Here is a 17847-nt window from a genome sequence, read left to right as displayed (position 1 = left end):
GCGGGCGCCGCGGGCGTGGAACGTGCGGCATCGCAGGCGGCGGCGACCCTGGCGGGCGAGCATGCAGGGCAGGCCGGGGTCGAGCGGTGGGCGGCAGTCGACGAGCGGTGGGAGGCGGTATCTGCCCGCAACGCGGCGATCGGTGCGAAGGACGACACCATCGCCGAGCGCGTCCAGGTCGAGCAGATTCGGGACGCGACCGAGGGGTTCCGCAATCAGGCGGGTCAACACTCGGCCGACGCTGGCGCACACGCGGCCGAGAGCCAGCACTACGCCGGGGTGTCGGCCGACTTCACGAACACCACCCGCGACTACCGCGATCAGGCGGAAGCTGCGCGAGACATCGCCGTCGCCAATGGGCTGACATGGCGTGGGACGTGGGCGTCGGGGACCGCGTACGCCCCGCAGGACGTGGTGACGTACCAGGGCGGGTCGTGGAGGGCGCTCCAACCCTCTTCTGGCGTCACCCCGTCGGCCGGCGCGACGTGGGCGATCCTCGCCGCGCGCGGCGAACCCGGCGAATCAGGCACCGCGAACGTCACGTGGGGCGACGTGACAGGCAGACCGTCGACGTTCCCGCCTGAGACTCACAACCACACCGATATGACTCAGCTGGGGTCGAGTGGCACCCGGTCGGCCTCGACGTTCATGAACGGTCTGGGCAACTGGGTGACCCCCTACACGGTGATGTCGGAGTCCGAGGCGACCACCGGGAGCGCGACCACGGCGCGGGTGGTATCCGCGTCCGGGCTAAAGGGCGCGATCCAGCGGTGGGCGACCGGCACCTACTCGACGGCGATCACCGCGATCGGGCAGGCCCTCAACCGGGCCGCGACCGCAGCGGAGGCGCGAGCCGCGATCGGGGCGCTCGGTGGGCCGGGCAGTGTCGGCACCGCGGAGATAGCAGACGGCGCGGTGACCACCGACAAGCTCGGCGGGCTCAGCGTGAGTAGCCAGAAGATCCAGAACAGCGCGATCAACCATACAAAGATCGCCAACAACGCGGTGATCCGAGACAAGCTCTCGCCCGCACTGCGCGACGAACTCGACGGCCTTGAGCCGCGCGGCTGGGACGGCACCCAGGAGGACTACGACAACCTGCCGGACATCGACCCCGACCGTTCGTACTACATCTGGGAGTGACCGTGGCCCTGCTCCGTCCATCCGACCCGCCCGTTGCGATCCACCGCAACGGGCACGCGATCCAGCGGGTCATGCGCAACGGCGTCGAGGTGTGGTCGGCGGGCGGCGACTGGGCGTGGGTCGACGACTTCACGACCGTCGATCCCCGCTGGACCGAGGGCACGTTCACCCCGCCCGGTGTGACCAACGGGTACCTCATCGGCCCCGAACTGCCCCCCGACTTCGTTCTCGAACTCGACGTGGCGTGGTCCGACACCATGACCTCGACAGCGGCGGCGCTGGCCATCTCCACCCCGGCGGGGATGATCGGGACCGTCGTCTACGGACACGGCGAGGCGATGGTCCTCTACTTCGGGGGCATCTACACGATCGAGTACGTCACCCTCGGGCCGACCTCGAGACTCCGGCTCGAACGCTCCGGCGACGACCTCCTGTTCACCGTCGACGGGGTACTGCTCGCCACGATCGACGAGACGGCCGAGATCGAGGGCAAGATCTACCTGATCGCGCAGGACGGCGGAACCATCACCCGGCTCAGCGCCGGGGGCGACTGGGACTGGGACCCGCCCCGGTACGTGATCAATCAGAACCCCTTCCCGCTACAGCCTGCGGGGTCGAACGCGTGGACCACTCACGGCTCGTTCGTCGCGACCCGGGACATGGTGGTCGACCTGTCCACCCTCGTGCAGTGGCGTGGCGCGTACTCATCGCAGCGGGTTGCGATCCGTATCGGCGGGTGGTGGGTGGTCTACTACCCGGACGGCGGTGTGAGCACCATGCAGGTGCAGAACAGGGCGTTCGTTCCGCAGGGCACCGAGGTCATTTACGAGACCACCAACAACACCTCTGCCGGGGTTCGGTGGATCGACGACGGGTACTACCGGGCCATCGAGTCGAAGTACTCGCCCCAGTCCTCGGGGCCGGTCGCGCCGTACCGGATCACGCAGAACGTGTGGGCCCGGATGAGCACCCGGATTATGCACGAGTCCGGCACCGTCACTGCGTCCGTCACCGGGTACTCCTGGGCGCAGGCCACCTCAGCGTCGAACCGCTTCATCCGCGTCTGTCGGAACGGCGTGGAGATGGCCCGGTCGGTTACCGACGGGAGCAGCGTGACCGCGACGTTCACCGTGAACAAGTACGACGAGATTTCTTTCGAGGCTCGCTCCGAATCGGGCACCGCATCGTTCCGCGACATCACTACAGGCATCTGGTCCGTCGTCGAAGCGTAGGCAACGCCCGCCCCAGGGCGCCGCACGAAGACCCCCGCACCCCGCGGGGGTTTCCGCATTTCAGGAGGATCCATGCTGAACACCATCGTGCTCGATGGCGCCGGGACGGAGGGCCGCACCAGTCGGGTCATCGACCCAGTCGCCGAGCAGCTGGCCGCGAAACTCTCGTGCGCGGTCGAGTGGCAGAACTGGGCCGCCTCCGTCATGGGTGCCGGCGGAAGCACCCCGTGGCCCGCCGCCTCCCACAACGCCGTCATCCGGCTCGCGCACCGGATCCGCACCGCCCCACCGGGCCACCGGTTCATCCTGCTCGGGTTCTCTGCCGGCTGCCGCCCGGTCCGGGAGTTCCTGGACTCCCACCCGGAGCTGCACCACCGCATCGCCGCCGTCGGACTGCTCGCCGATCCGTGGCAGCCGCACGACCGGCAGCAGCACGGCGTCCCCAACGGCGCCGGGTGGGGCGTGATGGGTAGCCTCCCGACTCCGCTGATGGACCGCACGTTCTGGTGCGGTCACCCCGGCGACCCGATCTGCCGTGCCGCGTGGGACTCGCTGTTGCGGTATCTCACCGCGGCCGCCGACGCCGTGCCGGGCGGGCTCATCCGCACGTTCCTCGACAAGGCCCGCCGCGGCCGGCTGCAGCTGATCCCGTTCCTCGGGCTGCCCCCTCACGAGTGGTTCGCCGGCCTGGGTGGCCGGATCGACAGGTCCATCGCCGAAGCACGCTCGTACCTTGGCGACGGTCACACCGCGGTCTACACCCGCGAGTTTGTCACCATCGACCCGGACACCGGGCGTGAGGACCGTCGGTCGCTGGCCCACCGCCTGGCCGACTCCATTGCCTGGAAGATCACCCACCCCCAGTCGACATGAGAACCCTCGCGTGGGTCGTGTGGCACCTCGCGCGCGCCCACCTGTTCACCGTCGGCCGCCCCTACGACGCCCCGGTGGGCGTCTACGCCCACTGCCGCTGCGGCGACAACCACCAACTCCTCTGAGGAGGCCAGCATGAAGAACTGGGCAACGCTCGAACCCAACGTGGTGAAGATCGTCCCGAACAACCGCTTCACCCCGGGCCGCAACGGCCGTCGGATCGACAAGGTGGTGATCCACCACAACGCCGGGGTCCTGACCGTCGATCAGATCTACAACGTGTGGCTGCAGCGCGTCGCCTCGGCGCACTACCAGGTCGAGTCCAACGGCTGGATCGGGCAGCTCGTCTGGGACCGGGACACCGCGTGGCACGCCGCCAACACGTTCATTAACGAGACCTCCATCGGCATCGAGGTCTCCAACTCCGGCGGCGCTCCCGGCTGGCCCATCGACCCGCGCGCGGTCGAAAACGCGGCCCGGCTGACCGCCTCGATCTGCCGATTCTTCACGCTCGGCAGACCAGTCGACGGACTCAACGTGCGTTGGCACCGCGAGTTCACATCGACCTCATGCCCGTACCGGCTCGCCCCGGGCGGTGTCGACTACGCGCGGTTCATGGACCGCGCCCGCTATTGGTACGACCAGATGGGCACGGCCGTTCCGTCGCCCGTCCCGGTGCCGCCCCCCACACCGAAGGAGACCGAAGTGACCAAGGAACAGGCTGACCGGATCGAGCGGAAGCTCGACGAGAACAAGCAGCTTCTCAACCTGGTGCTCGACCAGATCGCAGGACCGCGCCACAACGGCGTGCAGGAGTTCACCGGTTGGGACCAGAACGGCAAGCGCACCCTGAACGACACGGTGGCCGCGATCGCCGAGGAAGTCGGGATTCCCAACACCTACGACACCGCGAAGGGACGGAAGTAGCCATGTGGACTGCCACGTTCTGGAAGGACGCCGCTGAGCGTGCCGTCAAGACCGCCGCACAGACCGCCGGCGGTGTCCTCGTCGTCGGGGTGCCAATCTGGGAGGTCGACTGGACCGCCGGGCTTGGGATCACCGCGACCGCCACCGCGCTGTCGCTGCTGACGTCGATCGCCTCATCCGGGCGGGGCGATCACGAGTCGGCGTCCGCGCTCGAGTACGTCGGCCGACACCGCGCTGGCTGATGCGCCGGCACCCGAAGGCGGGGTTCGCGGCGTTCGCTCTCCTCCTGCTCGGCGCCCTGGCGATCGCTCGAGGCCAGTCCTACTTCCGGGTCGACTCGGCGCCGACCGGGCTCGACGCAGCCGATGCGCTGCTGTCCCTGACGTTGTGGGGGTGGGTGTGGATCGCCGGTGGCGTCCTCGCGATCGTGGCGGTGCGGTGCCCGCGCGTCCTCGTCGCCGCGTCCGCGGTGATGATCGCCGTCAACGTCGTGTGGATCGCCTCGTTCCTCATCGCCTGGGCCAGCGGTGACAACGACCGCGGGTACGTCTCCGCGATCTCCTACGGCCACGGGCTGTTGTCGTGGCTGGTTGTGCCCTGGATGGTGAACCACGTTCGAGCGTACGAGGAGGCCCGATGCTCGGAGACGGATGGATGACGAGCCTGCTCATCGCGTTGATCGCCGCCATCGCGGGCGCCCTGGGCGGGTGGTGGACTCGCCAGTCCAAGCGGGAGGAGACGCACCTGGCGCAGTGGAGGCACATCACCGAGACCCAGCAGTCGCAGATCGACTCCCTCGACGCCCGACTGAACACAGCGATCGCCCATTCGGCGACGCAGGACACCACGATCAAGCAGGTGCAGGACGACAACCGCCGCATCTCCCGGCTCCTGGACCGGGCCGTGGCCACGCTGCGGGACTGGATCTCATGGGAACGCTCAGGCAGGTCCGGGTCCCCACCGCAGGTCCCGGATGAGCTGCGGGACCTGCTCTGAGCTCTCCCCGCGCAATGAAGCCGCGCCCACCTCACAGTGGGGGCGGCTTCATCATTTCGCGGGGTAAAGGTTTGTGCCCGAGCTTCTACTTTTGTCGACGGAGTGGTATCACATCGCCCAGAGTCTCCATGTTCACAGACTTGAGCCCTGTCCATCTCTCCACCAATGTCCGGCTGAGACCGACGGATGATGAAACTACGGCCGGGTCCGGCGATATGCCGTGTTCGACAGCCTGCGCGAGGAGTATTGGTTCTTCGGCAGCAACCTCCACAGGTTCATTCTTCCTCCAACCCTGAGATGAGAGCTGGATTTGCAGGCTTCGGTATCGCTGTTCGGAAATGAGACGCAAGCTACGGGCACGGTATGTGATTGCACCAACACTTGCGCCAAACTCAGCCTTGACCCGCAAGTAGCCGTGGAGTGTTAGCGACTCCCCCACTCGGTCCTTCATCGCCGACGCGGGGAGCATGAGGGCCCCGGCAAAACCGTGCGCCCTCTTCTCAACGGGGGACCTAACCCCACCGACCGGGGCGGTCCGGTCCCTGTCGTACAGCAGGTGCGCCAGCTCGTGAGCGAGTGTGAACCGGAATCGGTCGCCCGGCTGGTCGGCTGCGACAGCCACTAGAGGCCTATTCGCTGACCGCGACGGGCGGGACACGCCCGAATGATCACTGGACACCCCGCCGGGGTCGAGGCTAGCCACGACGCCCACCCCCAGCCGCTCGAGTGCACGAGTGACGTTAAGAATCGGGGCATCCGCACCCAGACCAAGGATTGAGCGAAGGTTGCCTGCAGTCTCTTCAACATCGTCGACTATGGCATCGTCTAAGTCGGCGGTGTGGTAGCCAGACTGCTCAGATGCTACGGCGAACAACCTTGATGCTTCCCCGTGCAAGGCAAGGATCCGTTTCTCGTCCCTCACAGTTGCGGCGGAGTTTTTACGGAAAGTAGCTACTCCGACCGCAGCGGGAATGGTTGGGACGTGGAAGAACTCAATCGGGAGTTCGAAGACTTCTGCAGCGCGCTCGGCAACTTCGTTCGGCACCGGACGGACGCCCTTTTCGAACTGCGAAACGAAACCTTGGGATACCCCTAGCATCTGAGCTAGTTCGACCTGGGTGAGACCTTCCAACTCCCTCAGGGTGACAATCCGGTGACCCTGCACCTGGTCACTGAGCAAGTCCATCGGTGTCGTTGTCCTTCTGATTGATGTTCGGGAAAAACAGCTCGTTCTGCTTCTCGCCCGCGAAGTGCAAGCGCGAGAACATCTCGCCGCCCGGACGGACCTCAAAGCTGTAATCGATAGGGACCGCTCTACCGAAGCGTCCTGCACCTACTGTGTGAACCACACGCACTGAGATGCGCTCGCCGTCGTCCTCTACGGCCCTATCCCACAACCAGAGCAACCTGATTCCAGTCTTGGGGTCATAGGTGTCTGGTAGCAAGTCCCGCGCAGACATCAACGCCATCTCGGGGCCATCCCACCAGTCCTGCCGAGCCCGACCTAAGCCGGCAGGAGGGATGCCACCGGGATGAAAACGCGCATGCTCCTTAAGTAATCGAAGCTCGATGTTGTGCCTGTCCGAGATGAGGGTGGTGTTACCCATCTGCCGGGGGTTCCCCCCGAGTTTCCAACCTTCAGGCGCTTGCTCCCGAAGTCGACTGTTCATCTCTGCTCGGGCGAGCGTCGGTAGCAAGTAGGGATAGTCTGCGACGTTCGGGAAGCCGCGCAGCCGGGCACTCGCAGCGGCAACGCCGACAGACACCGTCTCGTAGAGTGGGACGGTGATGAGTCCGAGCTGGGTGGCGACCAGCTCACGTATTGCATCCGTGCTCATATTATTAGCTCCTCGGCGGCGGTTGCTTATATTAGTAGCACAGATACAAGACGTTAGCTAACGCCTGGATGGAGACTGTTCCGAACGTCGACCAGCCTCCGCGGGCCGCCACTCAAAGTCGACCCACCACGCCCAGGGGGCGGCTTCGTCGTTTCACCTTGCTGGTCGACGGATTTGTCACCAGTGAGCCGGGCGGCGAGACGCCCGCCTTCTCCGTCGCTCTTGCTACGGGCACTCGAGGTAGTCGGCAAGCCGGTTGTTGACGATCGTCGTGCCGATCTCGCCGTAGGAATTCGCTAGGTACTCCTCGTCGGTAATGACTCCAACGGTCAGGTAACTACCGATCGGGGTCTCGCATTGAGCGACGATCCTCATCTCGGAGCGGTCGGGTGCCGGGCGGGCGTCCAGCGGATAGTCCAGGACGTGCACTGCGATGTCTTTGGTGTCGAGGCGGAGTTGGGTCTTGGATTCGGCCTCCGCGACTTGCTGAGCAATGAGGAAGGGGGGAGCTTCGGTTCCGGTCGCCGACACCTCGCTAACCGTCTCAGTCTTGGGATCTGGGTAAAGACCGGAGTTGGCGTAGTTGCTGGCCGCGCCAACCGCCATCAGCGCTCCGAGTCCGAACAGGGCCCACCTGAGGCCTTCCCCCCTCGCCACAACTGGTGGGGCTGCTTCGGAGTTGGCCGGCGTGCCCGGCCCGGAAGAGCTGTCCATACTGTCGCTCGGGGTCAAATTGCGCCTCTCTTTCGGTGGAAAGACGTTTATATCAGTATGGCACGCATCAGATAACAGCAGGTAAGGGTATATACCATGAACTGTCAGACCGTCCAAGTTGGGCCTCGTAGCACGCCCTAGGCGAAGGCTGGCCCCGCCTCATGCGACGGGGGCAGCCTTCGTCATTTCGCCTTACTGGTCGGCGCGTTCGACACTGGCGAGCCGGGCCGCGCCGCGTGCCAGTCGCGGATGTCGTCGGCGCGCCAGAGGGGGGACCGCTCGAACGCGGCCAGCGAGCCCGGCGTCCGCCCCTGGGAGACGTAGCCGCGCCACGTCGCGGGCGAAATGCCGCAGTGCTCAGCGCACTGGGTCGCGGTCCACAACTCGTCGCCCGTGTCGGCGTCGGTGACGACAACCCTCATGCCCGCCGAGCCGCCGACCGTGCGAACACCGAGGCGGCCGCGACCCCGGGGATAGCCAGCGCCCACAGGGGGGCGCCCACCCACAGCAGCAGTCCCGCGAGCCCGGTGTAGACCGCCAGGTCGATCACGGTTCGATTCATGGCCTCTCCTTCCAAGTAGGGAGGTTCTAGAATGGGGGGTGTCCCCCGGCCTGGTTCGAGCAGGCCGGGGGATCACTGGTCGATCTCGTCTGGCTTGTCCGGCTCCTTGTGGAGCAGTTCGTACCAGGCGCGCCCCTCTCGGCTTGCGGCGTAGAGTGCCGCTCCGATCATGGCGAGGACCTTCTCCCAGTCCATTCGATCACCTCCTCTGTTCTGTTGTACCTCAATCATACAACATCTGCGCTGCATGGGCAACGCTCGAACAATGGAAGTTTTCGCGACAATGGAGAGTCAGGACCGAGCGTTGATCTTCGCCACGATCTCGGCGGCCTTCGCCAGATCGGAGCCCTTCCCAGATGCCGAAAGCACCCGCCCATCAGACGCAGTCACCATCACATAGACCTCACCGGTCTTCTTCTTCGCCATGCCACCCACCAGGGCCCCCACCGGGCCGGCGATCACCGCGCCAGCGGCCACACGGGTCGCAGTCACCCGCGATCGCGCCGCGTTCGCGTCGACCAGTTCAGCGTGTGACCCCTCGAGTCGACAGGCACGGCCCTGGAAATAGATCGCGTGTTCGTCGAGAACTATGTCACCGAAGACGTCGAGGATCCCCGGCACCGACATGAACTGACCGTTGAGTGGGACCCGCAGTTCCGGGCTTGCAGCTGACTGGTCGGCCGCCGCCATCTGCTCGGCGAGCTCAGCGAGTTGCGCCAGCTCGTCGGGATGCCGCTTGCCGACGACGGCTGACATATCGTCGGTCCATACCGGGTGGTAGCCGGACCGATCCTTCAACATCAGGCGCACGCCCGCGGGCGACATGAACGCCTTCTTTTTGTGCTCCACGCTCTCGATGGCTCCGGTCGGAACGACCCAGGGGGAATTCGCTTTCCGAGGCCCGAATTCGCTGTGGTTGAACGTGATCGTGCGAGCGCCCGGGTCGACGACGACGGTGGATTTGCCGAACTCGAAAGTGTGCATTGGTCGACTTTCCGTTGATGGAGATCAACTTATATCAGGTGTGCACGACTGACACTTCGAGTTGACCGGGCCGATTCGTCGTCACATCCACCGGCAGCGGGGCGTCCATCGCATGACCGCACCGCACTCCCGGCACTCGTGCATCCGAGTGCCGCCCTCGAGGGTGCCGGCGCGGGCGGTGATCCAGCCGACCAGGACCCGGTCTGGCCCGAGGGGGTGCCCGTTAGGGCAGTGGGTCGGGGCATCCTCGGTCCAGCGCACCCCAGCAGGGTAGAACGCGTGTGCGACACTCCTTGCCCACATTTTGCCCACACTTCGCGGCCACTAACACCCCAGCAGCCCCCACCGCGCCGAGCGAAACCGCAGGTAGAACCTCTCCGATGCAGGTCAGGACCCGGCCAAAACAGGTTTCTACCCGGCTGGTCAGGGGTTCGAATCCTCTCGGGGGCGCCCAGGTCAGGGCGTGTTTTTGGCACGGCGACCGGCACTCAACCGGTCGCCGTGCCCACATTTTGCCCACATTCCCGTGAGCGCAGTCCCTCCAGGGCGTCGGCGATCGCGTCGAGGTCATCGTCGTAGAGGTGCCCGTATCGGTCGAGTGTGAGCGCGGCGGACTCGTGGCCGAGCATCTCCTGGAGCACCTTGATGTTCGCTCCGGCTCGGATCGCCAGGGAGGCGCAGGTGTGCCGCAGTTCGTGCGGGGTGAGCCCGTCGGGAACATCGGCTTTGGCGACGGCCGCGTCCCACCACCGGCGGGCATTGCGGTAGCGCAGCACTCCCCCACGCGCCGCGGTGAACACCAACTCGTCGGGGCCCTTATCCTTGATCGCGAACCGCAGCTGGTCCGCGAGGAACGGCGACACCGGGATCTTCCGCACCTTCCGGCCCTTCGTCTCACCCCAGTGCAGAGTCCCTGACACCTCGGTCACTGACCTCCGCACGTACACGCGGCGGGCCTTCGGGTCCACGTCCGCCACCTGCAAGGCGGCGATCTCACCCCACCGCATCCCTGTGTAGGCGAGGGTGTTCACGAGCGTCGGCCGCTTCGATACCTGCGCGAGGGATTCCACCTGCGCCGCGGTGAGGTAGCGGCGCTCGCCCTCCGACACCTTCGGCAGCTCGATTCCGTCGCACGGATTGGCCTGAACGAGCCGATCGCGGACCGCGCGACCCATGATCGAGTGAAGGATCGACGCCGCATTGCGCACCGTCTTCGGTGACCCGTCGAAGTTGTCGACCCAGTCCTGAATGACGGCCGGTGTGAGCTTCGCGACGGGCAGGTCCCGCAGCGGCGCCAGGTGCAGCTTCACTGTGGTGGTGTAGCCCGCGCGGGTCTTCGGGGTCACCCGGGTCTTGGATGCCAGCCACGCGTCCGCCACAGCCCCCAGGGGCGTCTTCCCCGCCTCCGGGGACAACCAGGCGCCGGTGGCGAGGTCGACGGTGTTCTGGGACGCCCACAGTTCGGCGGCCTTCTTCGTGGCGAAGCCGCGTTTGTCGGTCTGCCGGCCGTCGGGTCGCCGGTAGCGGACCCTGTAGCGGCGCCCGGAGGCGGTGTCGTAGGCGGTGACGTTCGCCATGTGGCTCCTTAGGCGAGGTCGAGGGTGCCGACCGCGGGCCGGGCCGGACGGCGGGACATGCGGCGGCGGAGACGGTTCACCAGCACCGGGTAGGCGGCGTGGACGTCATCCCGGCCCACGAGCTGGTGCAGCAGTTGGTAGTAGCGCGTAGGCGCGAGGTCGAGCTCGTCTCGGATCGCGGCATCCTTGGACCCGGCCAGCCGCCACCAGCGCCCCTCGAACCGCATGATCTGGTGCTCGAGCTCGGTCACGCGGTCTCCTCCCGTCGGGCGACGATCTGTTCAATGTAGGCACGCTCGTCCGGACGCAGGGCCCGGATCCGCGCGACGAGGATGGCGCGGTCCACCCAGAGGTCGTCAGCCATGCAGTCGTGGGCGCGGCCGTCGTGCCACACAATTGCGTCGGCGAGGTCGTCCAGACCGACGAGCCGGCGCGCGGCAATCTCCTCCACAAGCTGCTCCTCCCGGGCAACTAGGTGGGGCGGGGCCGGCCCTCGCTCGAGGTGCACCAGCTCGTGCGCCAGCGTTGACCGACGCTCCGCCTGGGTGAGCAGTGGGTGCAGGGTGATCGTGTGGCCGTCGATGCTTCCCCTCGCGACGGCTGCGGACCACCTGAGGGTGATATGTGGCAGACCCCGCAGGGCCCGCCACGGGTGGTATCGGTATTCACGCATGACGGGATAGGACCACGCAAGTACGACAAGAACCCCACTTGAGCTGGGATTACACCCGTGTAGTTCCTAGGTTCTGCGCATCGGCCGCAAGCGATTGTCCTTGACAATGCCGTTCAAGGATCTGTCGACATCGTTCACTGATACGTAGGCCGCGTACAACCTCGGAAGAGTGATTACGACTAACCCGACTACGTAGTACACCAGGGCAAACGTGACGCCAGCGAGCACTGAACCAGCGATGGCGCCGAACAGCCCCTCAGACTGCGGAAGCAGTGCCCCCACCGCGGTTACACCGGCAGCCAGGAGGGACAGGACTGCGGCGAAGAGCACATGGGCGACTGACTCGTCGACCATGTCTTTCTCTACGCGATGACCGAGATCATCGGCGTCGAACCACTCGGTGAGCTTCAACCGGAATGAGGCAAGCTGCGAGAACACAGTAAGTAGGGATCCGGTCAGCAGCGCGAACGCCGCTAGCCTTAAGGCAGGTTCTCCCAGGTCTGCCCGAGTGACAAACCCTGCGAGCATCGCGACGAAGGCACCGACGCAGAGGACTCCCCGTGCTACCCAATCTGGCTTGGGAGGTGCACCGTTCGACGGCTGGGTCAGCCCCTTCCAATGCGCAGCCACCAACGATGAGACCGAGAATCTAGACATCATCGCGCGCACCTCCCCTGCTACCACGAACTGAGATCGATTGTTGCACCGATCTCCTTACGAATCGAGAGGGCCTTGACCTTGATCTCCGCCCGCAGGCCAGCGTCAGATGGCCGGTCCGATGAAACGGGATAGGTGAAGACCTCGGGAAGCCGGGACGGGCTAACTGCCTCTTTCCCCGTGTCGGTGTCGAGCACGAGGTATCCGTCGTCATAGGTCAACTCGCCCAGGCCGCCACCAAGCAGTGACCCCATAGCACTGGCGAACGTTGCATCCGCTGCTGCGATCGAGTCCTCTTCCTCGATTGCCTGCCCTACTTCGTCCGCCAAGCTGGGGTCGTCGAGCAGATCATCACGCTCGCCCTCGGCTTCGTCTGACTCCCTCACGAGCACCCCTTTGGCCAGCTCGCGCAAATCGGCTTCCGAGTTGTCGAAAATGCCAGCTTCGATCCTAAAGATCTCGTCCGACCTAAGTCGCGAGTCGGCGACGCTCCGACGAATCAAGACTGCGTGGTCAAGGGCAGCCTGGTTCAGATACTTCTTCAGCCGGTCATGGTCGGCTGCCGCAAATGCGCGTAGCTTGTACCACTCGTTCTCGTGCCCCAGGGTGGCTTGTGCTCGGTCGTACATCCACCGACGAATCCACTTCAGGACGTACATCGTCGGGCATGCACCGCCGATCGACTCGACGGCCAGCAGCCCCGTCGTACCGGCAGTCGGAGGCAGGATAACGACCCGGTATGCGCGCGTTGGGGCCAGGTCGCCGAGGGGCGTGTCGTCAGTCGAGTCCTCCCCCAAAGGCACTCCCAAGTCCTCGTCCTTGTGGCGCCCGTAGCGAACCTGGAGCATCAAGTTGTTGGTGCCAAGTTCAGACACGCTCTCAACGCGGAAACACGGGCGGATGCGCCGCTCCGCAGCCGTCAGCGGGGGTTCCCCGGGTGCACGTGGTGTCCCGAACTCCTTTGTCCCCTTCGCGTCTTGGAGAACATCTTTGAGAACGCTCACAAAGTCGACTTTTCGGCCACCTACTTTGGTGTCAGGCCACTTCTGAGGTGTTCGCCCGTCTCGGATCACTAGATCCATCGCGAAGAGACGAAATCCGTAACCTGGCATCAGGCACCTTCCTCTGGTCCATCGACATCGCCCACCTCGGCGTCTCGGTCTTGCTGCTCCCGAAGCCACTGCCCCTTCGAGCGCCCGGGCAGGTCGCGTGCGGCGTGCAGCTGTTCGGGGTCGTACGGCAGCGGTTCGTCCCGTTCCTCGTCCGCTTCGTCTTGCCGGCGGGCTTCAGTGGTGACGCGGTCGAGCATGTCGTCGACGTCCGGGGCTCGGTGATCCTCGAGCCAGGCGACGTCGGCGCCCTTCATGGGGGTTCCGCGAGTCCCAGTCTCTGCATCAGTCGGCGTATCGCCCTGCGCGTGCGTCGTGCCCTGGTCTTCATTGCCCTGCACTCTCCTGCGAATTTCCATTAGCAGCGCGTCGATGCTGACGGCGCTCAGGTCGGCGGTGAGGGCTTCGCCGTCGTCGGCGTAGCCCCGGAGTGCACGAGCGGCCGCGGTTCGCACCGTCTCAGTGGGGAGACTGAACGCCTTGGCGATGCCGGCCATCGTCGATTCGTCCGGCATCTGGCCCAGCCGGGGCCGGTCGTCCCGGAGGATCCGGGATACCAGAGCCCTGCTGAGGCCGGAGGCGCGGACGAGGTCGGCTTGGCGCCAGCCCCTTGCGTCCATCTGCTCCTGTACGAAGCGCTTGTACTCATGCACGGCTAGACCGTCTCGCTTTCGTGGTGTGCCTGGCAATGGCAGTTGGCCGGGCCCGTCAACCGCAGAACGCAAAAGTGTCGCGATTGCGCGTCAACTAGTTAACCGCATGTTCGCACTAGTTATGACCTGCGACGTGCCGAACTACAGCGGTGTAAGTGCTTGACGCTTTGTCAAGCAGTGCGCTACGTTTTGTTGCGTACCGCTTGACAACGAAGCGCACCGGGAGGAATCTATGTCTGTCGCCATGAGGCGTCGAAGCCGATCACGAGGGGTTTGGATGAAGGTTCGAGATGCCGACCTGCTCGTCAGGTACATGGAGAACGCCGACTTCTCCCAGGCGCGGCTCGCCCGCTACTGCGGTTGCAGCCGGCAGTTCATCCACATGCTCGTCACGGGCGAGCGGTCAACTTGCACGAAGCAGATCGGCGAACTGATCGAGGAGGCGCTGAGCGTCCTCCCGGGCACCCTTTTCGTGCCCAATTCGTCTCGCACTACGAAGCGAACTGTCGCGCATCGCGGTCCTCGCGCTGCATGAGAACGGCCCCGCACCGGGGGCATCCGGTCGGGGCCATGAACAGAAAGAGGTCTGTCGTGAAGAACGATACCGCAACCGTAACCGCAATCCCGTGCGGCAAGCTCGCCGACGGCTCACCACTCCCGCCTCGAGAGTTCGTCATTACCCGCGCCCCCGAGCCATTCGGCGAGGGCAAGAGCCGGCTCTGGGGCACGTGTCGGGCGTCCGCCCGACACAACCTGGTTCGTCAGGCGCCGCTCGCCGTCGTGTGGAACGCCAGCGTTGTGACGGTGCCAGCATGACGACCCGCGTAGACGTCGCCCGGGCATCGTTCAAGCTCGTCCTCACCTCACAGGAGGCGGGCGCTCTGGTGGGCCGCGACCCGAAGACGGTCGCCTCGCTGTGCGAGCTCGGTGTGATCCGGGCGTCGCGGGACAAGGTGGGCGGGCCGTGGCGGATTCCGCGGTCCTCGTTGGACGCGTGGGTCGCGGCGGGTCAGCCAATGGCGGTGTCGTCATGACGCGTGAGGAGGCGATGCACCGTCACCCCGCCGGCACCGCTCTCGAGGACGCCCGCGACCGGGAAGCGATGGCCGTCGGCAACAGCGGCCGGATGGATCGCCTGAACGAGAGGCACCACGCCTTCTCGACCGGTCCACGTGCGAGGTGGGCGAACGCCGTCGGCCCAGTCTCCATCGTCACCGTGCTGTTCGCTCTCGTGCTCTGGGGCTCGGTCGCCAGCGACTTCGGGAGGTGGCTGGCATGGGGATTCTGATCGTCCTCTACTGGTTCGCCGTCGCGTTCGCCATGATCTTCGCACTCAGCACCGGGTTCGGCCTCGCGTTCGGGTTCACACTGCGTGAGGCCCTGGCCGGGGCATTCTGGCAGGCGCTCATCATCAGCGTGGCCGGGGCGGCCCTGTTCGCCGCCATCTGGTTCGGCCTGGCCCTCATGGGGGCGCCGACATGGTGAATCCTCTCGACCGCTGCGCCGCCACAGAACCGGAGTTGTCCGACGAGGAGCTCGACGCCGCGCGCGAATGGCTATACGACGACTGGGCCTCTCGCGGCTGGTCCCGCGAAGACGCCGCCAAACACATCGACGACCAGCTCGCCATCGAGCAGGCCGACTACCTGCGCAACCACCCCACCACCTGAGCTGAGGACTTCACCATGCCCACATTCGTAGCGCCGTTCACCCGCCGTAACTACGGTCGCGGCCACGGCTACCGCGACGCCAACGGCCAGAAGGTCCCCGGCGTCACCACCATCCTGTCCAACGGCGTCCCCAAGCCCGCCCTCGTCGGCTGGGCCGCCAACACCACCGCCGGATACGCCGTCGACCACTGGGACGAGCTCGGCGACCTCACCCCCTCCAAGCGGCTCGACAAGCTCAAAGGCGCCCGATACGCCGACCTCGACGCCGCCGCCAAACGCGGAACCGAGGTCCACGCCCTCGCCGAGAAGCTCGTCGTCGGTCAAGAAGTCACCGTCCCTGACGAACTGGCCGGCCACGTCGACTCCTACGTCCGGTTCCTCGACGAATGGGACGTGCAAGCAGAGCTCGTCGAGTTCGTCGTCATGAGCCCGAAGTACGGGTACGCGGGCACCGCCGACCTGTACGCCACCATCGTCAACCCCGAAGACCCGGACACTCGCCTCCGAGCTCTGCTGGACATCAAGACCAGCCGGTCCGGGATCTTCGGCGAGACCGCCCTGCAGCTGTCCGCCTACCGGTTCGCCGAGCAGTGGGGATCCCTCGACGGGAAGAACGTGCAGGCCTCCCGCCCGGTAGATCTGGTCGCAGCGATCCACGTCCGCGCCGACGGCTACGACCTGATCCCGGTCCGCGCCGACGAGTCGACGTTCCTGCGGTTCCGGTACGTGCAGCAGGTCGCCGACTTCGCCGACCACTCCCGCGAGTACGTCCTCGACGCACTCGAGCCGCCCATGCAGGTCGCGTCGTGACCGGCGACCGGCGCCCGATCGCCGGGGTGGCGATGCACACCCACGGCGTGGAGGACAACCAGTCGATCCCGCCGGGCTTCATGACGACCGTCGAGCTCACCGGCGAGAACCGCGACCTGCTGACCTTCTACATCACCGCCCACCGGATCGGCCGCGACGAACTCGCCGAACTGCTGTCCATCGCCCACCAGGCGCTCACCCACGAGAATCGTCTCGAAACCGACCACAACCACGGAGGTTGTCGTGGGTGAGCGCTGGAAGAGTATCCCCGGCTACGAGGGCCTGTACGAGGTCAGTGACCACGGGCGCGTCCGATCCCTCCGCTACGGCCTCATGCGCACCTTCACCGGGTCGCACGGCTACCAGACCCTCACCCTCAGCGTCGGCGGCGTCCGCGAGTCCGTGCTCGTTCACCGCGCCGTCCTGGCCGCGTTCGTTGGCCCGGCGCCTGAGGGCGCGGACGGCTGCCACAACAACGGCGACCCGTCCGACAACCGACTGGCCAACCTCCGATGGGACAGCCGATCCGGGAACAACTACGACAAGCGGCGCCACGGCACCGACCACAACGTCAACATGACCCACTGCCCCGCCGGGCACCCCTACCAGGGCTGGAACCTCATCGTCGTTCCCGCTCGCCCATCCGCCCGCTACTGCCGCGCCTGTACATACGCACGCACCACTGCAAGGAGATCAGCATGAACAACCTGCCCGACACCACCTCCCCATTCGAGGTCGTTCCCGCCGCCACGCAGGCCCCCGCACCGTCACCCTGGGAGCAGCACGGTCACCACATGCGCGAGTGGTTCGACCTGTTCCAGGGCTCCTGGAAGGCCGCCGAAGTGCTCGCCGCTACCGACTTCGTCCCCGACGCCTGGAAGGGCAAGCCCCACAGCGTGGCCGCCGCCATGATGAAGGGCTACGAGATGGGCATCACCCCCATCGACGCCCTGGCCAACATGCACGTCATCAAGGGCAAAATCGGCTTCGCCGCCGAGTACATGCGCCGCCGGATCATCGAGTCCGGCCACGAGTACGTGATCGAGGAGTCGACCGAGACCCGATGCCGCATCCGTGCACGCCGCAAGGGCGGCGAGGAGTGGCAGCAGTTCACCTTCACCGCGGACCAGGCGAAGAAGGCCCGCATCGACCTCGGTTCGTACCCGGCCGACAAGCTGGTTGCCCGCGCGTCGTCGCGGATGTGTCGCTACATGTTCCCGGAGGTGCTCAACGGGTTCGCCCTGTCGGAGGATCTTGAGGATCTCGACGAGCCCGCTCCCGCCCCCGTTCAGGCGACGGCGCAGCGGTCGGCGCCGGCCGCGCGTAAGACGGCTCGCCGGTCTGCGCCGTCCCGCGCGGTCGAGTCGGCGAAGTCTCAGGCTCCTGCTCCGGCCGAGGAGGGTTCGGGGCAGGCCGTGTCCGCGGGGAT

Annotated in this window: 29 protein-coding genes and 1 pseudogene; 17 read left to right on the top strand and 13 right to left on the bottom strand. The window is 66.0% G+C overall.

Annotated features, from left to right (window positions below; genetic code table 11):
* The 8 genes from G6019_RS02720 to G6019_RS02690 form a co-directional block, all read left to right on the top strand.
* A partial coding sequence (locus G6019_RS02720) for a hypothetical protein (RefSeq protein WP_206681800.1) occupies positions 1 to 1143 on the top strand: 1143 nt, incomplete at its 5' end.
* Positions 1144 to 1145: 2 nt separating this feature from the next.
* Positions 1146 to 2375: a hypothetical protein gene (locus tag G6019_RS02715; RefSeq protein ID WP_182612790.1), complete on the top strand. Its 1230-nt coding sequence runs from the start codon at positions 1146 to 1148 to the stop codon at positions 2373 to 2375.
* A gap of 72 nt (positions 2376 to 2447) precedes the next feature.
* Entirely contained in the window at positions 2448 to 3248 is an 801-nt protein-coding gene (locus G6019_RS02710; RefSeq protein ID WP_182612791.1) for a hypothetical protein, read from the top strand.
* Positions 3245 to 3373, top strand: a complete 129-nt coding sequence (locus tag G6019_RS17575; RefSeq protein ID WP_255458000.1) for a hypothetical protein — start codon at positions 3245 to 3247, stop codon at positions 3371 to 3373. The genes G6019_RS02710 and G6019_RS17575 overlap by 4 nt, the downstream gene beginning before the upstream one ends.
* A gap of 10 nt (positions 3374 to 3383) precedes the next feature.
* On the top strand, positions 3384 to 4175 hold the full coding sequence (locus G6019_RS02705; protein ID WP_182612792.1) for a peptidoglycan recognition protein family protein: 792 nt from the start codon (positions 3384 to 3386) through the stop codon (positions 4173 to 4175).
* 2 nt (positions 4176 to 4177) lie between these two features.
* A complete protein-coding gene (locus G6019_RS02700) occupies positions 4178 to 4417 on the top strand; it encodes a holin (RefSeq protein ID WP_182612793.1) in 240 nt (79 codons plus the stop codon).
* Positions 4417 to 4833: a hypothetical protein gene (locus G6019_RS02695; RefSeq protein ID WP_182612794.1), complete on the top strand. Its 417-nt coding sequence runs from the start codon at positions 4417 to 4419 to the stop codon at positions 4831 to 4833. Before G6019_RS02700 ends, G6019_RS02695 begins: the two co-directional genes overlap by 1 nt.
* Positions 4812 to 5171 carry a hypothetical protein gene (locus G6019_RS02690; protein WP_182612795.1) on the top strand — a complete coding sequence of 120 codons (360 nt, stop codon included), beginning with the start codon at positions 4812 to 4814 and terminating at the stop codon, positions 5169 to 5171. Before G6019_RS02695 ends, G6019_RS02690 begins: the two co-directional genes overlap by 22 nt.
* A gap of 85 nt (positions 5172 to 5256) precedes the next feature.
* On the opposite strand, the gene G6019_RS02685 is transcribed toward G6019_RS02690, so the two are convergent.
* From G6019_RS02685 to G6019_RS02630, 13 genes are all read right to left on the bottom strand, one after another.
* Positions 5257 to 6357 carry an XRE family transcriptional regulator gene (locus tag G6019_RS02685; RefSeq protein ID WP_182612796.1) on the bottom strand — a complete coding sequence of 367 codons (1101 nt, stop codon included), beginning with the start codon at positions 6355 to 6357 and terminating at the stop codon, positions 5257 to 5259.
* Positions 6341 to 7009, bottom strand: coding sequence for a hypothetical protein (locus G6019_RS02680; protein ID WP_182612797.1), 669 nt, complete (start codon positions 7007 to 7009; stop codon positions 6341 to 6343). The genes G6019_RS02685 and G6019_RS02680 overlap by 17 nt, the downstream gene beginning before the upstream one ends.
* 225 nt (positions 7010 to 7234) lie before the next feature.
* Positions 7235 to 7615 (bottom strand): hypothetical protein, encoded by a 381-nt coding sequence (locus tag G6019_RS02675; RefSeq protein WP_182626990.1) that lies wholly within the window; start codon positions 7613 to 7615, stop codon positions 7235 to 7237.
* A gap of 290 nt (positions 7616 to 7905) precedes the next feature.
* Positions 7906 to 8145, bottom strand: coding sequence for a helix-turn-helix transcriptional regulator (locus G6019_RS02670; protein WP_182612799.1), 240 nt, complete (start codon positions 8143 to 8145; stop codon positions 7906 to 7908).
* Positions 8142 to 8285, bottom strand: coding sequence for a hypothetical protein (locus tag G6019_RS02665; protein WP_182612800.1), 144 nt, complete (start codon positions 8283 to 8285; stop codon positions 8142 to 8144). The genes G6019_RS02670 and G6019_RS02665 overlap by 4 nt, the downstream gene beginning before the upstream one ends.
* Before the next feature lie 72 nt (positions 8286 to 8357).
* The gene (locus G6019_RS17570; protein WP_255457999.1) at positions 8358 to 8480 is read right to left on the bottom strand and encodes a hypothetical protein; all 123 of its coding nucleotides are present in this window, start codon (positions 8478 to 8480) and stop codon (positions 8358 to 8360) included.
* Between the two features lie 96 nt (positions 8481 to 8576).
* On the bottom strand, positions 8577 to 9269 hold the full coding sequence (locus tag G6019_RS02660) for a hypothetical protein (RefSeq protein ID WP_182612801.1): 693 nt from the start codon (positions 9267 to 9269) through the stop codon (positions 8577 to 8579).
* A 488-nt stretch (positions 9270 to 9757) separates the two neighbouring features.
* Positions 9758 to 10846 (bottom strand): tyrosine-type recombinase/integrase, encoded by a 1089-nt coding sequence (locus G6019_RS02655; RefSeq protein ID WP_182612107.1) that lies wholly within the window; start codon positions 10844 to 10846, stop codon positions 9758 to 9760.
* An 8-nt stretch (positions 10847 to 10854) separates the two neighbouring features.
* The gene (locus G6019_RS02650) at positions 10855 to 11097 is read right to left on the bottom strand and encodes a DUF3263 domain-containing protein (RefSeq protein WP_309230131.1); all 243 of its coding nucleotides are present in this window, start codon (positions 11095 to 11097) and stop codon (positions 10855 to 10857) included.
* A complete protein-coding gene (locus G6019_RS02645) occupies positions 11094 to 11519 on the bottom strand; it encodes an ImmA/IrrE family metallo-endopeptidase (protein WP_182612108.1) in 426 nt (141 codons plus the stop codon). The genes G6019_RS02650 and G6019_RS02645 overlap by 4 nt, the downstream gene beginning before the upstream one ends.
* Before the next feature lie 66 nt (positions 11520 to 11585).
* Positions 11586 to 12179: a hypothetical protein gene (locus tag G6019_RS02640; RefSeq protein ID WP_182612109.1), complete on the bottom strand. Its 594-nt coding sequence runs from the start codon at positions 12177 to 12179 to the stop codon at positions 11586 to 11588.
* A gap of 17 nt (positions 12180 to 12196) precedes the next feature.
* Positions 12197 to 13180 (bottom strand): hypothetical protein, encoded by a 984-nt coding sequence (locus G6019_RS02635; protein ID WP_182612110.1) that lies wholly within the window; start codon positions 13178 to 13180, stop codon positions 12197 to 12199.
* A 107-nt stretch (positions 13181 to 13287) separates the two neighbouring features.
* Entirely contained in the window at positions 13288 to 13938 is a 651-nt protein-coding gene (locus G6019_RS02630) for a helix-turn-helix domain-containing protein (RefSeq protein WP_182612111.1), read from the bottom strand.
* Between the two features lie 277 nt (positions 13939 to 14215).
* Between G6019_RS02630 and G6019_RS02625 the strand changes: the two genes are divergently transcribed.
* The 9 genes and pseudogenes from G6019_RS02625 to G6019_RS02585 all read left to right on the top strand — a co-directional run.
* Positions 14216 to 14473, top strand: a complete 258-nt coding sequence (locus tag G6019_RS02625; protein WP_182612112.1) for an XRE family transcriptional regulator — start codon at positions 14216 to 14218, stop codon at positions 14471 to 14473.
* 277 nt (positions 14474 to 14750) lie between these two features.
* The gene (locus G6019_RS02620) at positions 14751 to 14972 is read left to right on the top strand and encodes a helix-turn-helix domain-containing protein (protein WP_182612113.1); all 222 of its coding nucleotides are present in this window, start codon (positions 14751 to 14753) and stop codon (positions 14970 to 14972) included.
* Positions 14969 to 15226: a hypothetical protein gene (locus tag G6019_RS02615; protein WP_182612114.1), complete on the top strand. Its 258-nt coding sequence runs from the start codon at positions 14969 to 14971 to the stop codon at positions 15224 to 15226. Before G6019_RS02620 ends, G6019_RS02615 begins: the two co-directional genes overlap by 4 nt.
* Positions 15214 to 15423: a hypothetical protein gene (locus tag G6019_RS02610; RefSeq protein ID WP_182612115.1), complete on the top strand. Its 210-nt coding sequence runs from the start codon at positions 15214 to 15216 to the stop codon at positions 15421 to 15423. Before G6019_RS02615 ends, G6019_RS02610 begins: the two co-directional genes overlap by 13 nt.
* Positions 15417 to 15608 (top strand): hypothetical protein, encoded by a 192-nt coding sequence (locus G6019_RS02605; RefSeq protein ID WP_182612116.1) that lies wholly within the window; start codon positions 15417 to 15419, stop codon positions 15606 to 15608. Before G6019_RS02610 ends, G6019_RS02605 begins: the two co-directional genes overlap by 7 nt.
* A gap of 15 nt (positions 15609 to 15623) precedes the next feature.
* The gene (locus tag G6019_RS02600) at positions 15624 to 16418 is read left to right on the top strand and encodes a hypothetical protein (protein ID WP_182612117.1); all 795 of its coding nucleotides are present in this window, start codon (positions 15624 to 15626) and stop codon (positions 16416 to 16418) included.
* Positions 16415 to 16669 (top strand): hypothetical protein, encoded by a 255-nt coding sequence (locus G6019_RS02595; RefSeq protein ID WP_182612118.1) that lies wholly within the window; start codon positions 16415 to 16417, stop codon positions 16667 to 16669. The genes G6019_RS02600 and G6019_RS02595 overlap by 4 nt, the downstream gene beginning before the upstream one ends.
* Positions 16662 to 17120 (top strand): NUMOD4 motif-containing HNH endonuclease, encoded by a 459-nt coding sequence (locus tag G6019_RS02590; RefSeq protein ID WP_182612119.1) that lies wholly within the window; start codon positions 16662 to 16664, stop codon positions 17118 to 17120. Before G6019_RS02595 ends, G6019_RS02590 begins: the two co-directional genes overlap by 8 nt.
* Positions 17117 to 17847 (top strand): annotated as a pseudogene (locus tag G6019_RS02585) (hypothetical protein); the annotation flags it as partial. The gene G6019_RS02590 and the pseudogene G6019_RS02585, both read left to right, overlap by 4 nt.

The sequence above is a fragment of the Dietzia sp. DQ12-76 genome, from assembly GCF_014145045.1.
Taxonomy (GTDB): Bacteria; Actinomycetota; Actinomycetes; order Mycobacteriales; family Mycobacteriaceae; genus Dietzia.
This window is presented reverse-complemented; position numbering and strand designations above follow the sequence as displayed.